17 protein-coding genes are annotated in these 19,805 nt (G+C 62.6%); 7 read left to right on the top strand and 10 right to left on the bottom strand.

The annotated features are described in order from the left end of the window. Positions 1-9 precede the first annotated feature (9 nt). Positions 10-1,302 (top strand): glycine-betaine demethylase subunit GbcA, encoded by a 1,293-nt coding sequence (gene gbcA / locus CAY82_RS15325; RefSeq protein WP_087501970.1) that lies wholly within the window; start codon positions 10-12, stop codon positions 1,300-1,302. Positions 1,303-1,315: 13 nt separating this feature from the next. Here gbcA and CAY82_RS15320 read toward each other — a convergent pair whose 3' ends face one another. The 7 genes from CAY82_RS15320 to CAY82_RS15290 form a co-directional block, all read right to left on the bottom strand. Further along, positions 1,316-2,128: an RHS repeat-associated core domain-containing protein gene (locus tag CAY82_RS15320; protein ID WP_087501969.1), complete on the bottom strand. Its 813-nt coding sequence runs from the start codon at positions 2,126-2,128 to the stop codon at positions 1,316-1,318. Positions 2,129-2,813: 685 nt separating this feature from the next. After that, complete coding sequence (locus CAY82_RS15315) at positions 2,814-3,584, bottom strand: electron transfer flavoprotein subunit beta (RefSeq protein WP_087501968.1); 771 nt, start codon at positions 3,582-3,584, stop codon at positions 2,814-2,816. 10 nt (positions 3,585-3,594) lie between these two features. Next, complete coding sequence (locus tag CAY82_RS15310; RefSeq protein ID WP_087501967.1) at positions 3,595-4,827, bottom strand: electron transfer flavoprotein subunit alpha/FixB family protein; 1,233 nt, start codon at positions 4,825-4,827, stop codon at positions 3,595-3,597. Beyond that, positions 4,827-6,779: a dimethylglycine demethylation protein DgcB gene (gene dgcB / locus CAY82_RS15305; RefSeq protein WP_087501966.1), complete on the bottom strand. Its 1,953-nt coding sequence runs from the start codon at positions 6,777-6,779 to the stop codon at positions 4,827-4,829. The genes CAY82_RS15310 and dgcB overlap by 1 nt, the downstream gene beginning before the upstream one ends. Before the next feature lie 187 nt (positions 6,780-6,966). Further along, entirely contained in the window at positions 6,967-9,027 is a 2,061-nt protein-coding gene (dgcA, locus tag CAY82_RS15300; RefSeq protein ID WP_046614485.1) for a dimethylglycine demethylation protein DgcA, read from the bottom strand. A gap of 15 nt (positions 9,028-9,042) precedes the next feature. Next, positions 9,043-9,573: a DUF5943 domain-containing protein gene (locus CAY82_RS15295; RefSeq protein WP_087501965.1), complete on the bottom strand. Its 531-nt coding sequence runs from the start codon at positions 9,571-9,573 to the stop codon at positions 9,043-9,045. Positions 9,574-9,649: 76 nt separating this feature from the next. Continuing rightward, positions 9,650-10,627 (bottom strand): dipeptidase, encoded by a 978-nt coding sequence (locus CAY82_RS15290; protein WP_087501964.1) that lies wholly within the window; start codon positions 10,625-10,627, stop codon positions 9,650-9,652. Between the two features lie 286 nt (positions 10,628-10,913). Between CAY82_RS15290 and CAY82_RS15285 the strand changes: the two genes are divergently transcribed. Beyond that, a complete protein-coding gene (locus CAY82_RS15285; RefSeq protein WP_087501963.1) occupies positions 10,914-11,315 on the top strand; it encodes a lysozyme inhibitor LprI family protein in 402 nt (133 codons plus the stop codon). Positions 11,316-11,403: 88 nt separating this feature from the next. Here the strand turns inward: CAY82_RS15285 and CAY82_RS15280 are convergent, their stop codons facing one another. Continuing rightward, positions 11,404-12,348, bottom strand: coding sequence for a GlxA family transcriptional regulator (locus CAY82_RS15280; protein ID WP_087501962.1), 945 nt, complete (start codon positions 12,346-12,348; stop codon positions 11,404-11,406). 146 nt (positions 12,349-12,494) lie between these two features. Here CAY82_RS15280 and choX point away from each other — a divergent pair, with 146 nt between their 5' ends. The 5 genes from choX (at position 12,495) to CAY82_RS15255 (ending at position 16,591) form a co-directional block, all read left to right on the top strand. After that, positions 12,495-13,439: a choline ABC transporter substrate-binding protein gene (choX, locus tag CAY82_RS15275; RefSeq protein ID WP_087501961.1), complete on the top strand. Its 945-nt coding sequence runs from the start codon at positions 12,495-12,497 to the stop codon at positions 13,437-13,439. 121 nt (positions 13,440-13,560) lie between these two features. Further along, positions 13,561-14,445 (top strand): 3-keto-5-aminohexanoate cleavage protein, encoded by an 885-nt coding sequence (locus CAY82_RS15270; protein ID WP_046614490.1) that lies wholly within the window; start codon positions 13,561-13,563, stop codon positions 14,443-14,445. A gap of 18 nt (positions 14,446-14,463) precedes the next feature. Beyond that, on the top strand, positions 14,464-15,429 hold the full coding sequence (locus tag CAY82_RS15265) for an L-carnitine dehydrogenase (protein ID WP_087501960.1): 966 nt from the start codon (positions 14,464-14,466) through the stop codon (positions 15,427-15,429). A 10-nt stretch (positions 15,430-15,439) separates the two neighbouring features. Next, positions 15,440-15,916: a thioesterase family protein gene (locus CAY82_RS15260; RefSeq protein WP_087501959.1), complete on the top strand. Its 477-nt coding sequence runs from the start codon at positions 15,440-15,442 to the stop codon at positions 15,914-15,916. A gap of 417 nt (positions 15,917-16,333) precedes the next feature. After that, a complete protein-coding gene (locus tag CAY82_RS15255; protein ID WP_087501958.1) occupies positions 16,334-16,591 on the top strand; it encodes a hypothetical protein in 258 nt (85 codons plus the stop codon). A gap of 58 nt (positions 16,592-16,649) precedes the next feature. On the opposite strand, the gene CAY82_RS15250 is transcribed toward CAY82_RS15255, so the two are convergent. Together CAY82_RS15250 and CAY82_RS15245 are read right to left on the bottom strand one after the other, a co-directional pair. Next, positions 16,650-17,756 carry a GlxA family transcriptional regulator gene (locus CAY82_RS15250; protein WP_015268639.1) on the bottom strand — a complete coding sequence of 369 codons (1,107 nt, stop codon included), beginning with the start codon at positions 17,754-17,756 and terminating at the stop codon, positions 16,650-16,652. A 519-nt stretch (positions 17,757-18,275) separates the two neighbouring features. Next, on the bottom strand, positions 18,276-19,652 hold the full coding sequence (locus tag CAY82_RS15245; RefSeq protein ID WP_087501957.1) for an L-serine ammonia-lyase: 1,377 nt from the start codon (positions 19,650-19,652) through the stop codon (positions 18,276-18,278). Between the last annotated feature and the right edge of the window lie 153 nt (positions 19,653-19,805).

The raw sequence follows: 19,805 nt of genomic DNA, 5'->3' as shown, positions 1-19,805 counted from the left end.
GAATACACGATGGACGTCACCGCAACCCTGAGCCTGGGCGATCCACTGGAACCTGCACGCAAGGCAACAGCCGAAATGCTGCAGACCCGCGAGCGCACCTTCTCGCTGCCCCAGCCTTTCTACAACGACGAGCGTCTGTTCCAGATCGACATGCAGGAGATCTTCCACAAGGAGTGGCTGATCGCCGGCATGACCTGCGAGATCCCGGCCAAGGGTAACTACATCACCCTGCAGATCGGCAAGAACCCGATCATCGTGGTGCGTGGCGCCGAAGGTAAAGTGCACGCTTTCCACAACGTCTGCCGCCACCGCGGCTCGCGCCTGTGCGTCAGCGACAAAGGCAAGGTGGCCAAGCTGGTCTGCCCGTACCACCAGTGGACCTACGAGCTGGACGGCCGCCTGCTGTTCGCTGGCACCGAAATGGGCGCCGACTTCGACATGAACCAGTATGGCCTGAAGCCGGTGAACGTGAAGGTCGCCGGCGGCTACATCTTCATCAGCCTGGCGGAAAACCCGCCGGCCATCGACGAGTTCCTGGCTACCCTCGAGCACTACATGGAACCGTACGACATGGAAAACACCAAGGTGGCGGTGCAAACCACCTTGATGGAAAAGGCCAACTGGAAGCTGGTGCTGGAAAACAACCGCGAGTGCTACCACTGCAACGGTTCGCATCCGGAGCTGCTGCAAACCCTGCTGGAATGGGACGACACCAACGACCCTCGCGCCAGCCAGGAATTCAAGGACCACGTGGCCGCCTCCGCCGCCGCCTGGGAAGCCGAGAAAATCCCTTACCTGCACAAGAGCCACGGCCTGCGTAACCGCATCGTGCGCATGCCGCTGCTCAAGGGCACCGTGTCGATGACCATGGACGGCAAGCAGGCCTGCCAGAAGCTGATGGGCCGTATCAAGAACCCGGACCTGGGCTCGATGCGCATCCTGCACCTGCCGCACTCGTGGAACCACTGCATGGGCGACCACATGATCGTGTTCACCGTGTGGCCAATCAGTGCCCAGGAAACCATGGTCACCACCAAGTGGCTGGTACACAAGGATGCCGTGGAGGGCGTGGACTACAACCCGGAGAACATGCGCAAGGTGTGGGACGCCACCAACGACCAGGACCGTCGCCTGGCCGAAGAGAACCAGCGCGGGATCAATTCCACTGCGTACCAGCCTGGGCCTTACTCGAAGACCTACGAGTTTGGCGTGGTCAACTTCATTGACTGGTACAGCCAGCGGCTGCTGAACAATCTGGGCGCTGAACCTGCGGCCTACCTGAAGGAAGTGCAGGCGCAGTAAGCAGTACCGCAGCCTATACTTGAACATCGTAGGGTGCAGCAGGGCGGGTCGACCTTATCCGCCTTGCTGCGCCCTCGAACCCCCTGCCTACTGCGGACAACATCTCGTCCACCATCGTCAGATCCACAAGTGTTTCCCAGACCACTGGCACAACTTCATGTGGATTAGCTTGCAAGTATCCGAGCACCTCGCGCGCTGCTGCAAAATTCCCTATCGAACCACCGCTCAGGTTGGACACCGTATTGCCGACTGCAAACACATCCGTAAGTGTTTGCAGGTTTGGGCTCACTCCGTATACCGCAGCAGTTATTTGGCCGGCGACACCGAAAGCTCCCGTCATGGCGAACTGCTGATTTGAAACCCTGCTCAGATGGGACAATTCCTGGTGAGAAGAGGGAGTGGCGTTCGCTGTGCTGGACTTCCTCCCCACGACATTCCTCATCGTACGCACTGTTGCACCAAACAAGGTAGCGCCACTGGAAGCCAGGCCAACGACTCTGAGCAAAATACCCAACCAGAAAGCGCCGCTTGGATCATGTCGATTTACCGGGTCAGCGCCACAATAAACGTACACATTGATGCCGCCCTTGGAAAACGGGCTTAGCGTGTCAGGCGTAATGAATCGCATCAAAGTTGGGCTATAGAAGCGGTGACCATTTCCCAGCGGGTAATTTCCAGTCGATGGATCCAGATATTGCCCACAAAAAGCCAGCCCTGGGGCGAAGACAGTGTTGGTGATGCCATAAGGTGAATAAGCACGCGTGTTGGAGGAGGCTCCGCCCAGTACAGAGTGTTGCCGATCTGCTTTCAACAGGAGTGTCGCCATGACTTATCCACGCATACGAAGACCTTTGGACAAGGTAACGGCTGGTTGGAAACTTGCGTACTGGCAAAAATGTCAGGTGGGCCGCTGATCATTATTTGCTCATAATCGCCAAGACCGCATGTTCATTGGGCTACAGCGGACTTCGTACATCTTGTCCACAGAGACACCAACAGAGTTTGTGGGCAACCGATGATTTTTCTGCAATCGGGTTGTGGATAAGCGACTCAAAGCCCTGATTTTCAAGGATCGAGCAGGATCCAGACGGAATTGATCATTTTTTGAACAAATTTTTCAAGCCCTTTGACTACGCGGCTTACAGGAGATGCCAAACAGATTATCCACAGACCGGCTAACAGCGATTGTGGGCAAGATCTCGAGGATGCTGACGCGCGTGCATGCGAAGGCAGGGAGCAAGGGTGATCGTTTTTTGATCAAAACCTTGAAGGCCCCGTCATACAAGGGCTACAGCCATGCGCCAACACTTTATCCACACCTTGGCGAACAGATTTGGTGGGCAAAAGCATTCGGTCGATGCTGTGTATGGAATGTGGGAGCGGCCTTGTGTCGCGAAAGGGTTGCGCAGCAGCCCCAGGTTTTTGCATCACTGCAGAAATGGCTGGAGCCGTTACGCGGCCCTTTCGCGACACAAGGCCGCTCCCACAAAGAGACCTCCAAGCCTCTGGCTTCAGCGCAACACGCCCTCTTCCACCAGCAGCTTGAGGATGGCCTCGGCGCCTTCCTGTGGCGAAACGTCCTTCAGCACCTTGCCACCGCCACCACTGGCCTTGGCGGTTGCAGCCTTCATCCGGTCGGCGCCGCTCTTGGCCTTGATCACTTTCAGACGCTTGGGCCGCGGACGGGCCGGTTGCAGCTCGGCATCGGCCAACAGTTCGTCCTCGACAATGGCCACGTTGCGCGCCGCCAGCACACCACGGCGAGCCGGCCCGAAGGCACTCTGGCGCGGTTTGGGCGCAGCGTTATCCACAGTCGCCAGCAACGGCAGGCGCACCTTCAGCCGACGCCGCTGACCACGCGGCAAAGCCTGCAACACCTGGGCGGTGCCGTTCTCGATCGACTCCACTTCGGCCAACCCTACAATCAGCGGCCAGCCGAGCTTTTCGGCCAGCAGGAACGGCAACATGCCTGACCCTTCACCCGTCTCGGCCTGGCTGCCGGTCAGCACCAGTTGTGCCCCGGCGTCGCGCAGGTAATCCCCGAGCACGCCCAGCACATCGGCACCAGCCGGCTGCTCCAGCACATCCAGGTGGTCCAGCCCCATGCCCAGGTAAGCGCGCAGCGCTTCTTCCCGGGGGTCGCCGGCATGCACCACCTGCAAGTTATCCCCAGCCAGCTGCAAACCCAGCTCGACGGCGCGGGCGTCCTGCTCGGCGCGGCGGGCGCGACCAGAACTAGGGTGGGCACCGATGGAAACCAGGCTGATCACTTTCGTACTCATGCTCGTGCCCTTATGCCGCGTCGCGCTGGCCGCTGCTGCGGTAGTTATCCACAGCCTCGATCAGTGCCTGGAGAATCGCCGAACTGTCGCCAATTACCGACAGGTCAGCCCGTTTGATCATGTCGCAGCCCGGGTCCATGTTGATAGCCACCACCTTGTCGCAGGCGCCAATGCCCTGCAGGTGCTGGATCGCGCCCGAGATACCCACAGCCACGTAGACCCGCGCGGTGACCCAGGTACCGGTGGCACCCACCTGGCGGTTGCGCGGCATGAAGCCGTCGTCCACCGCCACCCGCGAGGCGCCTTCGGTGGCGCCGAGGGCCGCGGTGGCCTTGTGGTACAGGTCCCAGTCCTTGACGCCGTTGCCGCCCGAGACGATGAACTCGGCCTCGGCCATGGCAATGGTGGCCGGGTCCACGGCCACCGAGCCGAGGTCTTCGATGCGCGACAGGCTGCGCGCCACGCTTGTGGACAACTCCACCGGCAAGGCTTCGTGACGGGTTTCGCTGACCGGCTCGGCGCACTCGGCCGCCGCCAGGATCAGGCGTGGCACGGCACGCTGCAGGTCTTGCTGGCCGGCACCGGCACGGCCGATGCACTGGCCATCCTTGACCTGCCACACCCGTGTCGCCGGGCGCTCGCCCAGGGCTGCGCCCAGGCGCCGGCCCAGTTCGCCGCCACCGGTGCGGCTGTCGGGCAGCAGCCAGTGGCGCGGGGTGAACTGGTTATCCACAGCCCGCAGGCCTTGTACCAGTTGCTCCGGTGCATAACCTTCGAAAGCCTCGCCCTCGATGACCAACAGGCGGTCGACCCCGGCTGTGGAAAAGTTGCTTTCCTTGTGTTCGCCAAACACCACCGCCAGCACTGCACCGTCGCTGCCGGCCAAGCTATGGGCCAGGCCGAGCAGGTCGCGATCGTGGCTGCTCAGGCGGCCGCCGACCATGTCCGGCACCACGGCAATGTAGAACGCCGGCGCCGGCACCTGGTGCAGCGGCAGCTTGACCTCGGCCGCCGCCGTGCGCCGCCCGCCCACGGCGGTACCCTGCTGGGCGCCGCTGCGGTCGATGCGCTTGATGCCAGCCGGGCCGATGAAACCTGCGGCGATCGCATGGGGGTTCTTGCGGATGAGGCCGTTGGGCCCCATCCAGCTGGTCTGCTGCGTCTGCATCGCTGCATGCAGCGGGTGCAGACGGTTACGGGCGATCCACTCGGCGCGTGGGTCGCGGCGGATAATGTCGCTCATCAGTGCACCTCCGCGGGTTCACGTTTGGCCGTTTGCGGCTTTGGGGCAGAGGGCGCGTCCTCTTCGATCAGCACGTCGGCCACCAGCTCGGCCAGGTCCTTGATCTGTGGGCGCGGTTCGACGACACCTTCGAGCATCGCGGTGCACTGCGGGCACCCCACGGCCACCAGCTCGGCCTCGGTCTCGCGGATGTCGTCCATGCGCATATCGGGGATACGCTGCTTGCCCGGGATGTCGGTGATCGGCGCACCGCCGCCACCGCCGCAGCAGCGGGAGCGGAAGCCCGAGCGCTGCATCTCGCGCACTTCGATACCCAGTGCCTTGAGCACGGCACGCGGGGCTTCGTATTCACCGTTGTAACGGCCCAGGTAGCACGGGTCGTGGTAGGTGACGCTGCCGCCCTTGTGCTGGCCGAGGTTGAGTTTGCCGGCCGCGATCAGTTCGGCGATGTAGGTGCTGTGGTGCTGCACCTGGTAGTCACCGCCCAGGGCGCCGTACTCGTTCTTCAGCACATGGAAGCTGTGCGGGTCGCAGGTGACGATGCGCTGGAACTTGTACTTGGCCAGGGTCTGAATATTGCGTTTGGCCAATTGCTGGAAGGTCGCTTCGTCGCCCAGGCGACGTGCCACGTCGCCGCTGTCGCGTTCTTCAAGGCCGAGTACGGCAAAGTCCACGCCCGAAGCCTTGAGCACTTTGACGAACGAGCGCAGGGTGCGCTGGTTGCGCATGTCGAAGGCACCGTCACCGACCCAGAACAGCACCTCGGTGGTTTTCACCTCCGACAGCAGTTGCAGGTTGAGGTCGGCGGCCCAGTTCATGCGACCACCAGGGGCGAAACCGCCCGGGTTGTCGGTGGCGATCAGGTTGTCCAGCACTTCGGCGCCCTTGTTCGGGGTAGCGCCTTTTTCCAGGGTGAGGTGACGGCGCATGTCGACGATGGCATCGACGTGCTCGATCATCATCGGGCATTCCTCGACACAGGCACGGCAGGTGGTGCACGACCACAGCGTTTCGGCATCGACCAGGCCATTGACGATCGGCTGGTGCGGGTGGCCACCGTGTTCGCCAATCGGTTTGCCCGGGTACGGGCTGCCGGCGAACTGCGCGTCGGTGCCGCCGGCCAGGCCGATGACCATGTCCTGGATGAGCTTTTTCGGATTCAGCGGCTGGCCGGCGGCAAAGGCCGGGCACATGGCTTCACATTTACCGCACTGCACGCAGGCATCGAAGCCCAGCAGCTGGTTCCAGGTGAAGTCCACCGGCTTTTCCACGCCCAGCGGCGCATTCGGGTCTTCCAGGTCCAGCGGTTTGAGGCCAGTGGAGCGGCCACCGCCGAAGCGTTCGGCGCGACGGTGCCAGGCCAGGTGCAGGGCACCGGCGAAGGCATGTTTCATCGGGCCGCCCCAGGTCATGCCGAAGAACAGCTCCGACACGCCCCACAGCACGCCCAGGCCGAGAATGCCGACCATCACCCAGCCACCGGTATTGGCCGGCAGGATGCCGGCGACCGGCAAGGTGGCGATGAAGAAGCTCGCGGCAAACGCCAGCAAGCTCTTCGGCAGGCGCATCCACGGGCCCTTGGACAGGCGCGAAGGCGGGTTGAGGCGGCGTTTGAAGACGAAGATGGCGCCGCTGAACATGATCACCGTGGCCACCAGCAAGGCGTAGCCAAGGATCTTGCTCTGCAGGCCGAAGCCGTGCACCAGGATTGCCAGCACGGCCGACAGCACGAAGCCGCCTGCGGTGGCCACGTGGGTCTTGGACATGTACTTGTCGCGCTCGACCACATGGTGCAGGTCCACCAGGTAGCGGCGCGGCATGGCCAGCAGGCCGCCGATCAGGTTGACTTTGGACGGCCGGCCACGCCGCCACATGCGCACCCGGCGCAGGGCGCCGAGCACCGCCAGGCCAAGGGCAGCGAACAGCAGGATGGGTAGAAGGGTGTTCAACATGGGAGGCTCCCACAACAGCTGGATTCTTGCGCCACTCTCAAGCGCGGCGCGGACCCTGTGGGAGCGGGTTCACCCGCGAATGCGTCCGGTCAGGCAACGGTGTTGTCAGTGCTGACGCATTCGCGGGTAAACCCGCTCCCACAGGGGGCCAATCCCGCCCTCGGGGGCGGTGTTCATGCCAGTGCGATCAGAAGTCCTTGCACAGGCGCAAGGCGTCGTAGATCGCCGCATGCACGTTGCGCTGGGCCACGCAGTCGCCGATGCGGTACAGCAGGTAGCCTTCGCCCGGCTGGCTGAGGATCGGCTGTGGCTTGATGGCGAACAGCGCCTCCACGTCGATCTGGCCTTTGTTGCGCGAACCTTCCTTCAGCGCGTAGTACAGCTGTTCGTCAGGACGCACGCCGTTCTCTACCACCACCTGGTCGACTACGCGCTCTTCCTTGGCGCCGGTGTATTCGTTCTCCAGCACTGCAACCAGCTTGTCGCCTTCGCGGTAGACCTTTTCCAGCATCATGTCGCCGGTCATGATCACTTCTTTCGGGTACATGCTGCGGTAGTAGGTCGGGAAGGTAGTACCGCCCATGGCCACGCCCGGCTTGATGTCGTCGGTGACGATCTCGACCTGGCTGCCCTTGTCGGCGATGAAGTCAGCCACCGACATGCCGGTGAACTCGCAGATGGTGTCGTACACCAGCACGTTCTTGCCCGGCGCAACCTTGCCGTCGAGCACGTCCCAGCTGCTGACCACCAGCCCTTCGGCGGCACCCCAATGCTCGTTCTGCTCCAGGAAGGAATGCCCACCCACCGCCAGCACGATGATGTCCGGGCGCAGGTCCTGGATGGTCGCCACGTCAGCGGCGGTGCCCAGGCGCAAGTCAATCTTCAGGCGGGCGAACTCCAGCTGGTACCAGCGGGTGATACCGGCGATCTGGTCACGCTGCGGCGCCTTGGCGGCGATGGTGATCTGCCCGCCGATCTGGTCCTTCTTCTCGAACACGGTCACGTCGTGGCCGCGCTCGGCAGCCACGCGGGCCGCTTCCATACCGGCAGGGCCGGCGCCAACGATGACGACCTTGCGCTTGGGCCCGGTGGTCTTCTCGATGATGTGCGGCACTCCCATGTATTCGCGGGAGGTCGCGGCGTTCTGGATGCACAGCACATCCAGGCCCTGGTACTGGCGGTCGATGCAGTAGTTGGCACCGACGCACTGTTTGATCTGGTCAACCTGGCCCATCTTGATCTTGGCGATCAGGTGCGGGTCGGCGATGTGCGCGCGGGTCATGCCGACCATGTCGACATAGCCACCTTCCAGGATGCGCGTGGCCTGGTTCGGGTCCTTGATGTTCTGCGCGTGCAGCACCGGGACCTTGACCACTTCCTTGATGCCGGCGGCCAGGTGCAGGAACGGCTCCGGCGGGTAGCTCATGTTGGGGATGACGTTGGCCAGGGTGTTGTGGGTGTCGCAGCCCGAGCCGACCACGCCGATGAAATCGATCATGCCGGTGGCGTCGTAGTAGGCGGCGATCTGCTTCATGTCCTCGTGGCTGAGGCCATCGGGGTGGAACTCGTCACCACAGATACGCATGCCCACGCAGAAGTCGTCACCGACTTCGGCACGCACGGCTTTCAATACTTCCAGGCCGAACTTCATGCGGCCTTCGAAGGTACCGCCCCATTCATCGGTACGTTTGTTTACGCGCGGGCTCCAGAACTGGTCGATCATGTGCTGGTGCACGGCCGACAGCTCCACACCGTCCAGGCCGCCTTCTTTGGCGCGGCGGGCAGCTTGCGCGTAGTTGCCGATCACGCGCCAGATCTCTTCCACCTCGATGGTCTTGCAGGTGGCGCGGTGCACGGGTTCACGGATACCCGACGGCGACATAAGGGTCGGCCAGTTGAAGCCGTCCCAACGCGAGCGACGGCCCATGTGGGTAATCTGGATCATGATCTTGGCGCCATGCTTGTGCATGGCGTCGGCCAGGTTCTGGAAGTGCGGGATGATGCGGTCGGTCGACAGGTTGACCGACGACCACCATTCCTGCGGGCTGTCGATGGCCACCACCGACGAGCCGCCGCAGATCGCCAGGCCGATACCGCCCTTGGCCTTTTCTTCGTAGTACTTCACGTAGCGGTCGGTCGTCATGCCGCCGTCAGTGGCGTAGACCTCGGCGTGCGCGGTGCTGAGCACACGGTTGCGGATGGTCAGTTTGCCGATCTGGATCGGCTGGAACATTGCTTCGAATGCCATGACGCTATCTCCGGCTTACAACGGCTTGACGACGAACAGGCCATCTTCGTGGCCTTCTTCCGACCCGCCATAGACCTGTTCGGCCACAGTGCGGATCGAGCTGCCGCGGGCAGCGAGAATCTGGTCCATGGCGCCGGCGAACCAGCCGGTGAACATGTAGTCGACCTTGCGACCGCACTTGCCATATACGTACACGAACGCGGAGTGCTTGAGCTTGACGCTGCAGGTACCCTTGTCGAGGTCGATGTCCTGGATCTCGAACAGGCCCCAACCACGCTGGCTCAGACGCTTCATGTAGTGCTCGAACACCGCCACGCCTTCAAGGCCATGGCACTCGGCTTCTTTTTCACACCAGTGCCAGGCGGACTTGTAGCCGGCCTTGTAGAGAATCTCGGCGTACTTTTCAGCACCCAGGACTTCTTCGATGCCCATGTGGTTGTTGACGAAGAAATGGCGTGGCACATACAGCATCGGTAGGGCATCGCTGGTCCAGACACCGGTCTCGCTGTCGACTTCGATTGGCAATTGCGGGGCGATCTTGGCCATGGAAACTCAACTCCATAAAAATTTTTTCGGGATGCCCCGGCGTTGCTGGCAGGGGCTTTCAGGCTTGGAGAGCGGCTTACTCGCCCCACACGTCCTTGAGGACGTTGACCCAGTTCTCGCCCATGATCTTGCGCACCACGCGCTCGGAGTGGCCGCGCTTGAGCAAGGTTTCGGTGAGGTTGGGGAATTCACCCACGGTGCGGATGCCCAGCGGGTTGATGATCTTGCCGAAGTTGGTCAGGCGACGGGCATAACCCTTGTCGTGGGTCAGGTACTCGAAGAAGTCCTGGCCGTGGCCTTGGGTGAAGTCGGTACCGATACCGATGGCATCTTCACCAACGATGTTCATGGTGTACTCGATGGCCTCGGCGTAGTCGTCGATGGTCGAGTCGATGCCCTTGGCCAGGAACGGCGCGAACATGGTCACGCCAACGAAGCCGCCGTGGTCGGCGATGAACTTCAGCTCTTCGTCCGACTTGTTGCGCGGGTGCTCTTTCAGGCCCGATGGCAGGCAGTGCGAGTAGCAGACCGGCTTTTTCGACTCGAGGATGACTTCCTCGGAGGTCTTGGAGCCAACGTGGGACAGGTCGCACATGATGCCGACGCGGTTCATTTCGGCCACGATTTCGCGGCCGAAGCCCGACAGGCCACCGTCACGCTCGTAGCAGCCGGTGCCCACCAGGTTCTGGGTGTTGTAGCACATCTGCACGATACCCACGCCCAGCTGCTTGAACACGTCGACATAGCCGATCTGGTCTTCGAAGGCGTGGGCGTTCTGGAAGCCAAAGAGGATGCCGGTCTTGCCCAGTTCCTTGGCCTTGCGGATGTCGGCGGTGGTGCGCACCGGCATCACCAGGTCGCTGTTTTCGCGGATCAGCTTCTGGCTGGCGGCGATGTTGTCGACGGTTGCCTTGAAGCCTTCCCAGACCGACACCGTGCAATTGGCCGCAGTCAGCCCGCCTTTGCGCATGTCCTCGAACAGCTCGCGGTTCCATTTGGCAATGATCAGGCCGTCGATGACGATGCTGTCGGCGTGAAGTTCGGCTGGGCTCATCAGGCTGTCCCCTTTTATTGAATGGGTTTGCGCCAAACCTTATTGCCGGCGCTTTGGGGCCAGCATATGCCTGTGCCCAACGGCGCCCCGATGCAAAAACGACAGGGGGTTTGCCGAAAGCGTCAATGCGCGACAACAGGCCTTCTGGCGCGGTGTCTGGCGATGAGAGACAGTCTCGATAACGACGTTTCCGGCGGCTTTATGAACATTTCGTCAGGGAGCTACCGCCTTGCCTGCGGCTGAGCGAGAATCCCAGCGATTCGTCAGCCTGATGAGGAGAAAACGGATGAAATCAATGGCATGGCTGGTATTGCTGGCTGTCGTATCGGGCGCCCAGGCCGGCGAGGAGGAAAGCACCCCGTGCGACAACGTCGAGACCGACCAGCAGACCTACGCTTGCGCTGCGTTCAACAAGCAGACCGCCGAACGCGAGCTGAAAGCGGCGTATGACGAGTTGATCCAGCGCATCCGCGACCAGTATGCCGACGAAAGCGACCAGGCCACCGCGCTGGTCGGGCGCATGGACGCGGCCGAGAAGCTGTGGGCGCAGCTGCGCGATGCCGACTGCAAGGTCGAGACCTATGCCGAGAAGCCCGGCAGCAAGGCGTTCGAGGCGGCGTGGGATACCTGCGTGGCGCAGCGCAGTGATGACCGCTCGGAGTACCTGCAGTCCATCGGCCAGCAGTAAGCCTGTAGCCGCCTCTTCGCGGGCACGCCCCACAGGGCCTCGCAGGTGGGAGCGGGTTTACCCGCGAAGAGGCCAGAACAGGAGGAAATCAAACCACCCGGGCCAACCGGTCCTCCCGCGGGCAACGCTGGTACCGCGCCCGATAGCACCGGGTAAAGTACGAAGCCGACTCGAACCCGCACGCCACCCCCACCTCCAGCACACTCATATCGGTCTGGCGCAACAGCTGCCGAGCCTTGTCCAGGCGCAGTCGCAAATAGAACCCACTGGGTGTGTCGTCCAGGTGCACGCGGAACAGCCGCTCCAACTGACGCCGGGTCACCTGCACCGCTTCAGCCAGCACCTGGGTATTGAGCGGCTGCTCGGTGTTGCGCTCCATTTCGCCAATCACCTTCACCAGCTTCTTGTTGCTGATGCCATAGCGGCTGGCGATCTGCATGCGTTGGTGGTCCTGTCGCTGACGGATACGCCCGAGTACGAACTGCTCCGATACCTGCACCGCGAGTTCACTGCCGTGGGCTTGTGCAATCAGGTCGAGCATCAGGTCAATCGAAGCCGTACCTCCGGCGCAGGTGATACGCCGCCGGTCGATCTCGAACAGCTCCTGGGTCGCCTGCAGGTTCGGGTAGTTCTCCTTGAACGCTTCGAGCGCCTCCCAATGCACTGTGGCGCGGTGGCCATCCAGCAGGCCAGCCTCGGCCAGCACCACCGCTCCGGTGTCGATGCCGCCCAGTATCACCCCGTCGCGGTCGAGGCGGCGTAAGGCTTGTTGCAAGGTTGGCCCGTAGCAGGCCAGAGGATCGAAACCGGCCACTATCAGCAGCACGCCGCCAGGCGCAGCCGCTGCCAGCGCCGCATCGGCGTTCACCGACATGCCATTGCTGGCCTGCACCGCACCGCCATCCAGGCTCAGCACCTGCCAGCTGTATGACGGGCCTTTGAAACGGTTTGCCACCCGTAGTGGCTCCAGGGCGCTGATGAAGCCAATCGCCGAGAAACCGGGCAACAGCAGGAAATGGATGATTTGCGGCATTGCATGCTCCACGACATAGGTGGTCGCCTCCGTGCAATTGTTGGTCGCCAGGGTGCGATTTTCCACCCTGGCAGCAGCGTAGCGTGTTCACACGGCCCAGAGAGGCCGGCCCCTATAAAAAAACGCCCTGCCGATGGAGAGCCACCATGCAACGCTTGATCCGCCGCAGCCTGTTGTCCGTAGCCCTGAGCACTATCGTCGCTTCCCCGCTTTATGCCGCCGAACCCGCGGCCTGCAAGAACGTCCGTCTGGGCGTGGTCAACTGGACCGACGTCATTGCCACCAGCGCCATGGCCCAGGTGCTGCTCGATGGCCTTGGCTACCAGACCAAACAGACCAGTGCTTCGCAGCAAATCATCTTCGCCGGCATCCGCGACAAACGCCTGGACATGTTCCTGGGTTACTGGAACCCGATCATGACCCAGACCATCACCCCGTTCGTCGACGCCAAGCAAGTCAAGGTGCTCGACAAGCCCAGCCTGGAAGACGCCCGCGCCACCTTGGCAGTGCCCAAGTACCTGGCCGACAAGGGCCTGAAGACCTTTGCCGACATCCACAAGTTCGAGAAGGAACTGGGCGGGAAAATCTACGGCATCGAACCGGGCTCCGGCGCCAATACCCAGATCAAGGCGATGATCGCCAAGAACCAGTTCGGCCTGGGCAAGTTCCAGCTGGTCGAGTCCAGCGAGGCCGGCATGCTCGCCGCCGTCGATCGCGCGGTGCGGCGCAAGGAGGCCGTGGTGTTCTTCGGCTGGGCGCCGCACCCGATGAACGTGAACATCGACATGGTCTACCTGGGCGACAGCCAGGATGCCCTGGGCCCTGACGAAGGCCGCGCGACAGTGTGGACGGTGACCGCGCCGGACTACGCCGAACGCTGCCCCAACGCCCACCGCCTGCTGGCCAACCTGAACTTCAGCGCAGAGGACGAGAGCCGCATGATGCAGCCGCTGCTCGACCACAAGGATGCGCTGGAATCGGCCCGCCAGTGGCTCAAGGACCACCCCGAGGACAAGGCCCGCTGGCTGGAGGGTGTGACCACCTTCGATGGCAAGCCGGCTGCCGACAACCTCAACCTCAGCGCCAACTGATCCGACCCATTCGCGGGTAAACCCGCTCCCACAAGTCATGCACATGCCAGGGGCAACATCGTCCCCTGTGGGAGCGGGTTTACCCGCGAAAAGGCCACCAGACACCACAAGGAACCCCGCCATGAACCACGACGTCATCATCACCTGCGCCCTCACCGGCGCCGGCGACACCGCTTCGAAAAGCCACCTTGTACCAGTCACCCCCAAGCAGATCGCCGAGTCTGCCGTAGAGGCCGCAAAGGCCGGCGCCACCGTGGTTCACTGTCACGTCCGCGACCCGCAAACCGGCCGCTTCAGCCGCGACGTGGCGCTGTATCGCGAAGTCATGGAGCGCATCCGCGAAGCCGACGTGGACATCATCGTCAACCTTACCGCCGGCATGGGGGGCGACCTGGAAATCGGCCCGGGCGAAACACCGCTGGAATTCGGCCCGGGCACCGACCTGATCGGCCCGCTGGAGCGCCTGGCACACGTCGAAGCGTTGCTGCCGGAAATCTGCACCCTCGATTGCGGCACGCTCAACTTCGGCGACGGCAACTCGATCTACGTCTCCACCCCGGCGCAACTGCGCGCCGGCGCCAAGCGCATTACCGAACTGGGGGTGAAAGCCGAGCTGGAAATATTCGACACCGGCCACCTGTGGTTCGCCAAGCAGATGATGAAGGAAGGCCTGCTCGACGACCCGCTGTTCCAGCTGTGCCTGGGCATTCCGTGGGGCGCACCGGCTGATACCACCACCATGAAGGCGATGGTCGACAACCTGCCGGCCAACGTCACCTGGGCCGGGTTCGGCATCGGCCGCATGCAGATGCCGATGGCCGCACAGGCGGTGTTGCTGGGCGGCAACGTGCGGGTGGGCCTGGAGGACAACCTGTACCTGGACCGTGGCGTGCTGGCCAGCAACGGCCAGTTGGTCGAGCGCGCGGTGGAGATCATTTCGCGCCTTGGCGCCCGTGTGCTGACCCCGGCCGAAGGCCGGGAAAAGATGAACCTCAAACGCCGCTGATCCTTTCAGGAGACCAATATGACCTTCATCACCGAGATCAAGACCTTCGCCGCCCTGGGTAGTGGCGTGATCGGTAGCGGCTGGGTCGCCCGCGCCCTTGCCCACGGCCTGGACGTGGTCGCCTGGGACCCGGCGCCTGGTGCCGAGCAGGCCTTGCGCAAACGCATCGCCAACGCCTGGCCGGCACTGGAAAAACAAGGCTTGGCCCCAGGTGCATCACAAGACCGCCTGAAGTTCGTCACCACCATCGAGGAATGCGTCCGCGACGCCGACTTCATCCAGGAAAGCGCACCTGAGCGCCTGGACCTGAAGCTCGACCTGCACGCAAAGATCAGCGCTTCGGCCAAACCCGACGCGATCATCGGTTCCAGCACTTCGGGCCTGCTGCCCAGCGAGTTCTATGAGTCGGCTACCCGCCCCGAGCGCTGTGTGGTGGGCCACCCGTTCAACCCGGTGTACCTGCTGCCGCTGGTGGAAATCGTCGGCGGCAATCGCACCGCTGCCGAGGCCATCGAAGCTGCCAGGACCATCTACACTGCCTTGGGCATGCGCCCGCTGCATGTGCGCAAGGAAGTGCCCGGGTTCATCGCTGACCGCCTGCTCGAAGCCCTGTGGCGCGAGGCCCTGCACCTGGTCAACGACGGCGTGGCCAGCACCGGCGAGATCGACGATGCCATCCGCTTCGGCGCCGGCCTGCGCTGGTCGTTCATGGGCACATTCCTCACCTACACCCTGGCCGGTGGTGACGCTGGCATGCGTCACTTCATGGCCCAGTTCGGTCCGGCGCTGAAGCTGCCATGGACCTACCTGCCGGCGCCGGAATTGACCGACAAGCTGATCGACGACGTGGTCGAAGGCACCACGGAACAACTGGGCGAACGCAGCATTGCCGCGCTGGAGCGCTATCGTGATGACACTCTGCTGGCAGTACTGGAAGCGGTAAAGACCAGCAAGGCCCGGCACGGTATGGCTTTCGGCGACTGAGGAGACCGCGATGCCCGCACTGATCACCTACCGCACCCCAGTCCAGGAGGACTGGGTCGACTACAACGGGCACCTGCGTGATGCCTACTACCTGCTGATCTTCAGCTACGCCACCGATGCGCTGATGGAGCGCATCGGCCTGGATGCCGACAGCCGTGGGCAGAGCGGTAATTCGCTGTTCACCCTGGAGGCGCACATCAACTACCTGCACGAAGTCAAGCTGGGTACCGAGGTGTGGGTGCAGACGCAGATCATCGGCTTCGATCGCAAGCGCCTGCATGTCTACCACAGCCTGCACCGAGCGGGGCTCGACGAGGCACTGGCAGCCAGCGAGCAGATGCTGCTGCATGTGGACCTGGCGGGGCCGAAGTCGGCACCGTTCAGTGAGCGTAGTGCCGGATTGCTGCAGGGGTTGGTGGATGAACAACAGGATCTGCCACCGGCCGAGTTCCTCGGACGCATGATGGGTTTGAACACCCGGTCCTGAACAAAACTGCGTACCCTGTGGGAGCGGGTTCACCCGCGAATGCGATGACGAAGCTACCGACGCATTCGCGGGTGAACCCGCTCCCACAGAGGGCATGCAAGCCTTCAAGTATTGAGTATGACAGTGTGCCAACAGCGGCGGCGGTGTTGCTTCGGGCAAAAAATAACCCCGGAAAGCCGTGAGCATCCGGGGCCAAGAGCGAGCAACATCCATGCACTAACGTGGGTGACCAAACCCTTCGTTGCGGTAGATGGCTTGAGTGTGCGCACTTCCCGAACGGTGGATTTAGCCGGAAACGACCTGTTCTTAGCCAAAGCAGCCATGGCGCCATTCTGTTGTTGCGGGTATGTCGCCAGCGTCACAGAATCGGTCGTAAATCACAGCAGCACTCTCTTAGCGATAAAAGGGACAACAGCCATGATGCATGCGGATTTGATTGACCAGGACGATCTGGCAGGCCACCTGCGCGCGCGCGGGTTCGAGATTCCGGCCGGGGCCAGCGCCGAGCAGGCCTGTGAAGCGGTGGTGCGTGGGCTGACCGAGCCCAATGCACGGGCGCTGAAGGGAATGGTGGAGCAGATGTATACCGGTAGCGCGACGATCCTGCCGGCGGTACGCCAGGCCATCGACAAACAACTGTTGCCGGCGTTGGCGCAGTTCAACAAGCGCGGCTGACTGAGTTTTCCTGCACCGGCCTCTTCGCGGGTAAACCCGCGAAGAGGCCGGCGTCGTTTCAGAGCCTTACACTGGCAAAGGTCGACTCATTGCGCGCCTGGCTCAGGGCCGCCATCGGCCCACTGTGCGGCGACAGGGTCATGGCCTGCGGGATCGGCATCATCGCCACCTGCTGGGCGGTATTGGAGCCCACGCGCTCATCACGCGGCGGAATGCCGAAGTACTCGCGGTAGCACTTGGAGAAGTGCGGGGTAGACACGAAGCCGCACACCGACGCCACTTCGATGATCGACATCGGCGTCTGCTTCAACAGTTGCCGCGCGCGGATCAGGCGCAGCTTCAGGTAGTAACGCGACGGCGAACAGTGCAGGTACTTCTGGAACAGGCGCTCGAGCTGTCGGCGCGATACCGACACGTATACCGCCAATTCGTCCAGATCGATCGGCTCTTCGAGGTTGGCCTCCATCAGCGCGACGATTTCCTGCAGCTTCGGCTGGTTGGTGCCAAGCATGTGCTTGAGCGGCACGCGCTGGTGATCCTGCTCGTTGCGGATGCGCTCGTAGACGAACATTTCGGAGATCGCGGCCGACAGTTCACGGCCGTGGTCGCGGCTGATCAGGTGCAGCATCATGTCCAGGGGCGCAGTGCCGCCGGAGCTGGTGAAGCGGTTACGGTCAAGGGTGAACAGGCGAGTACTCATATTGACGCGCGGGAAAGCCTCCTGCATCGCAGCCAGGCATTCCCAGTGCACACTGCAATCGAAACCATCCAGCAGCCCGGCACACGCCAAGGCCCAACTGCCAGTGCATACCGCGCCCAGGCGGCGCGACTGACGGGCCTGGGTTTGCAGCCAGGTGACATGCTCGCGGGTAACGCTGCGCTGGATGCCCACGCCGCCGCAAACAATCACGGTATCGATGGGAGGCGCGCTGTGCATGGCGGCGTCAGGAGTTATCTGCAAGCCATCGCTGGCCCATACCTGCCCACCATCGGCGGTCAGTGTGTGCCAGCGGTACAGCTCGCGGCCGGACAGCTGGTTGGCCATGCGCAGCGGCTCGACGGCCGATGCCAGGGAAATCAGGGTGAAATTGTCCAATAGGAGAAACCCGATGGACTGGGGTGCTGTGCGGTTCTGGGTTGGGTTCCCGGAGGTGTACGACGTCATCGCGATTTCTCCTCACACAAATGCAGGGTGTGCCTCAGGCGGGCACTGATTTCTTGTTATGTATGGCCCCGGTTTCATGTGCAGGGGCTTTGGTGCCAATCTCAACGCAAACGCCGTGCCTGAAATTGAACGGCTATCCAAAAAAACCTGAAAACGACGCCTTTATCAGGCAAATCAGGTGCTTTGACCGAATTGGCCAATCTTCGCAAAACAGGCGTGCTAGGCGTTGTGCGTGTAACGGCTGAGCAATTTGGTGACACGCATGGCCCAGGATGCCCAGAAACGACACTCTTGAGTGTCACCGACAATGCCCACACTGATAACGACACCCGACGATCGGTATGCGCCGCACTTGCACCATTAGGGGGCATTGGGGGGCGGTGCTGCACCTGCCTCAAACTCAAGGGCGTCTTCGCGGGTAAACCCGCTTCCACAAGTACAGCACCGCGAGTGAGAGCAACGCAGTACCTGTGGGAGCGGGTTCACCCGCGAAGAGGCCCTTGAGGTCAGATCAAGCTATCAGCACTCGATGGCGCTGACCGCCAAACCACCGCGCGAGGTCTCTTTGTACTTGTCGTGCATGTCAGCCCCGGTATCGCGCATGGTGCGGATCACCTGGTCGAGGGAAATAAAGTGCTCGCCGTCACCACGCAGGGCCATCTGCACTGCGTTGATGGCCTTTACCGCGGCAATCGCATTGCGCTCGATGCATGGCACCTGCACCAAACCGCCGACCGGGTCGCAGGTCAGCCCCAGGTTGTGTTCCAAGGCGATCTCGGCAGCGTTCTCCACCTGTGGCGGGGTAGCACCCAGCACTTCGGCAAGGCCCGCCGCGGCCATGGCGCAAGCCGAGCCGACTTCACCCTGGCAACCCACTTCGGCACCAGAGATTGACGCGTTCTTCTTGCACAGGATGCCCACCGCGGCCGCACCGAGGAAGAAATCGACCACGCTGGACTCGTTCACCGCATCGCTGAAGCGCATGTAGTAGTGCAGCACCGCCGGGATGATGCCGGCCGCACCATTGGTGGGTGCGGTGACCATACGCCCGCCGGCGGCATTTTCTTCGTTGACCGCAAGGGCGAACAGGTTGACCCACTCCATGGCGCTCATGGTCGAGCCGATCACGTTGGGCTTGCCGATTTCCTGCAGGCTGCGGTGCAGCTTGGCGGCTCGGCGGCGCACGTTCAACCCGCCGGGCAGCGTGCCTTCGTACTTGAGGCCATTGTTGACGCACTCCTGCATGGCATCCCACAGCTTGTGCAGGCCGGCGCGAATCTCTTCCTCGCTGCGCCAGACCTTCTCGTTGGCCATCATCAATTGCGACACGCTGAGGTCGTTTTGTTTGCACAGACGCAGCAGTTCGGCGGCGCTGTTGAAGTCGTATGGCAGCACCGTCTGGTCGGCATCCAGCACGCCGCTGGCGGCCTGGGCGGCATCGACCACGAAGCCACCACCCACCGAGTAGTAGGTGTCGCGATGCAGCTCGCCCTGCTCGCCTTCGGCTATCAGGGTCATGGCATTGGGGTGGTACGGCAGGTTCTCGTCCAGCAGCAGCATGTCGCGGGCCCAGACGAATTCGATGGGCAGGCGGTTGTCCAGCTGCAGGGTGTTGGTTTCGCGCAGGTCGGCAATACGCGGCATGATCTGGGTCGGGTCGATGGCGTCAGGCCACTCGCCCATCAAACCCATGATAGTGGCGTTGTCGGTGCCGTGGCCGACACCGGTGGCCGACAGCGAGCCGTACAGGCGCACTTCGATCCGCTTCACACGTTCCAGCTCGCCGCGTTCACGCAGGCCCTGAACGAACAGGGCGCCAGCACGCATGGGGCCGACGGTGTGGGAGCTGGAGGGCCCGACACCGATCTTGAACAGGTCGAACACGCTGATGGCCATTATCGAATCACCTCTTGCTGGGCTTGTCTCTGCGCGCCATGCGCAGGGCGGGGCAGCTGCTAGGCTGAAGCAGCGGGCTGCCTTGAATGCACGCATCATCGGGCTTTTACCGCACCCCTCGCCGTCTGCAACCGACGTACTTTTGTCCAGCAG

This window comes from Pseudomonas sp. SID14000 (assembly GCF_002165135.1).
Lineage (GTDB): Bacteria > Pseudomonadota > Gammaproteobacteria > Pseudomonadales > Pseudomonadaceae > Aquipseudomonas.
The sequence above is the reverse complement of the archived record's forward strand: the minus strand, read 5'-3'. Positions and strand labels throughout refer to the sequence as shown.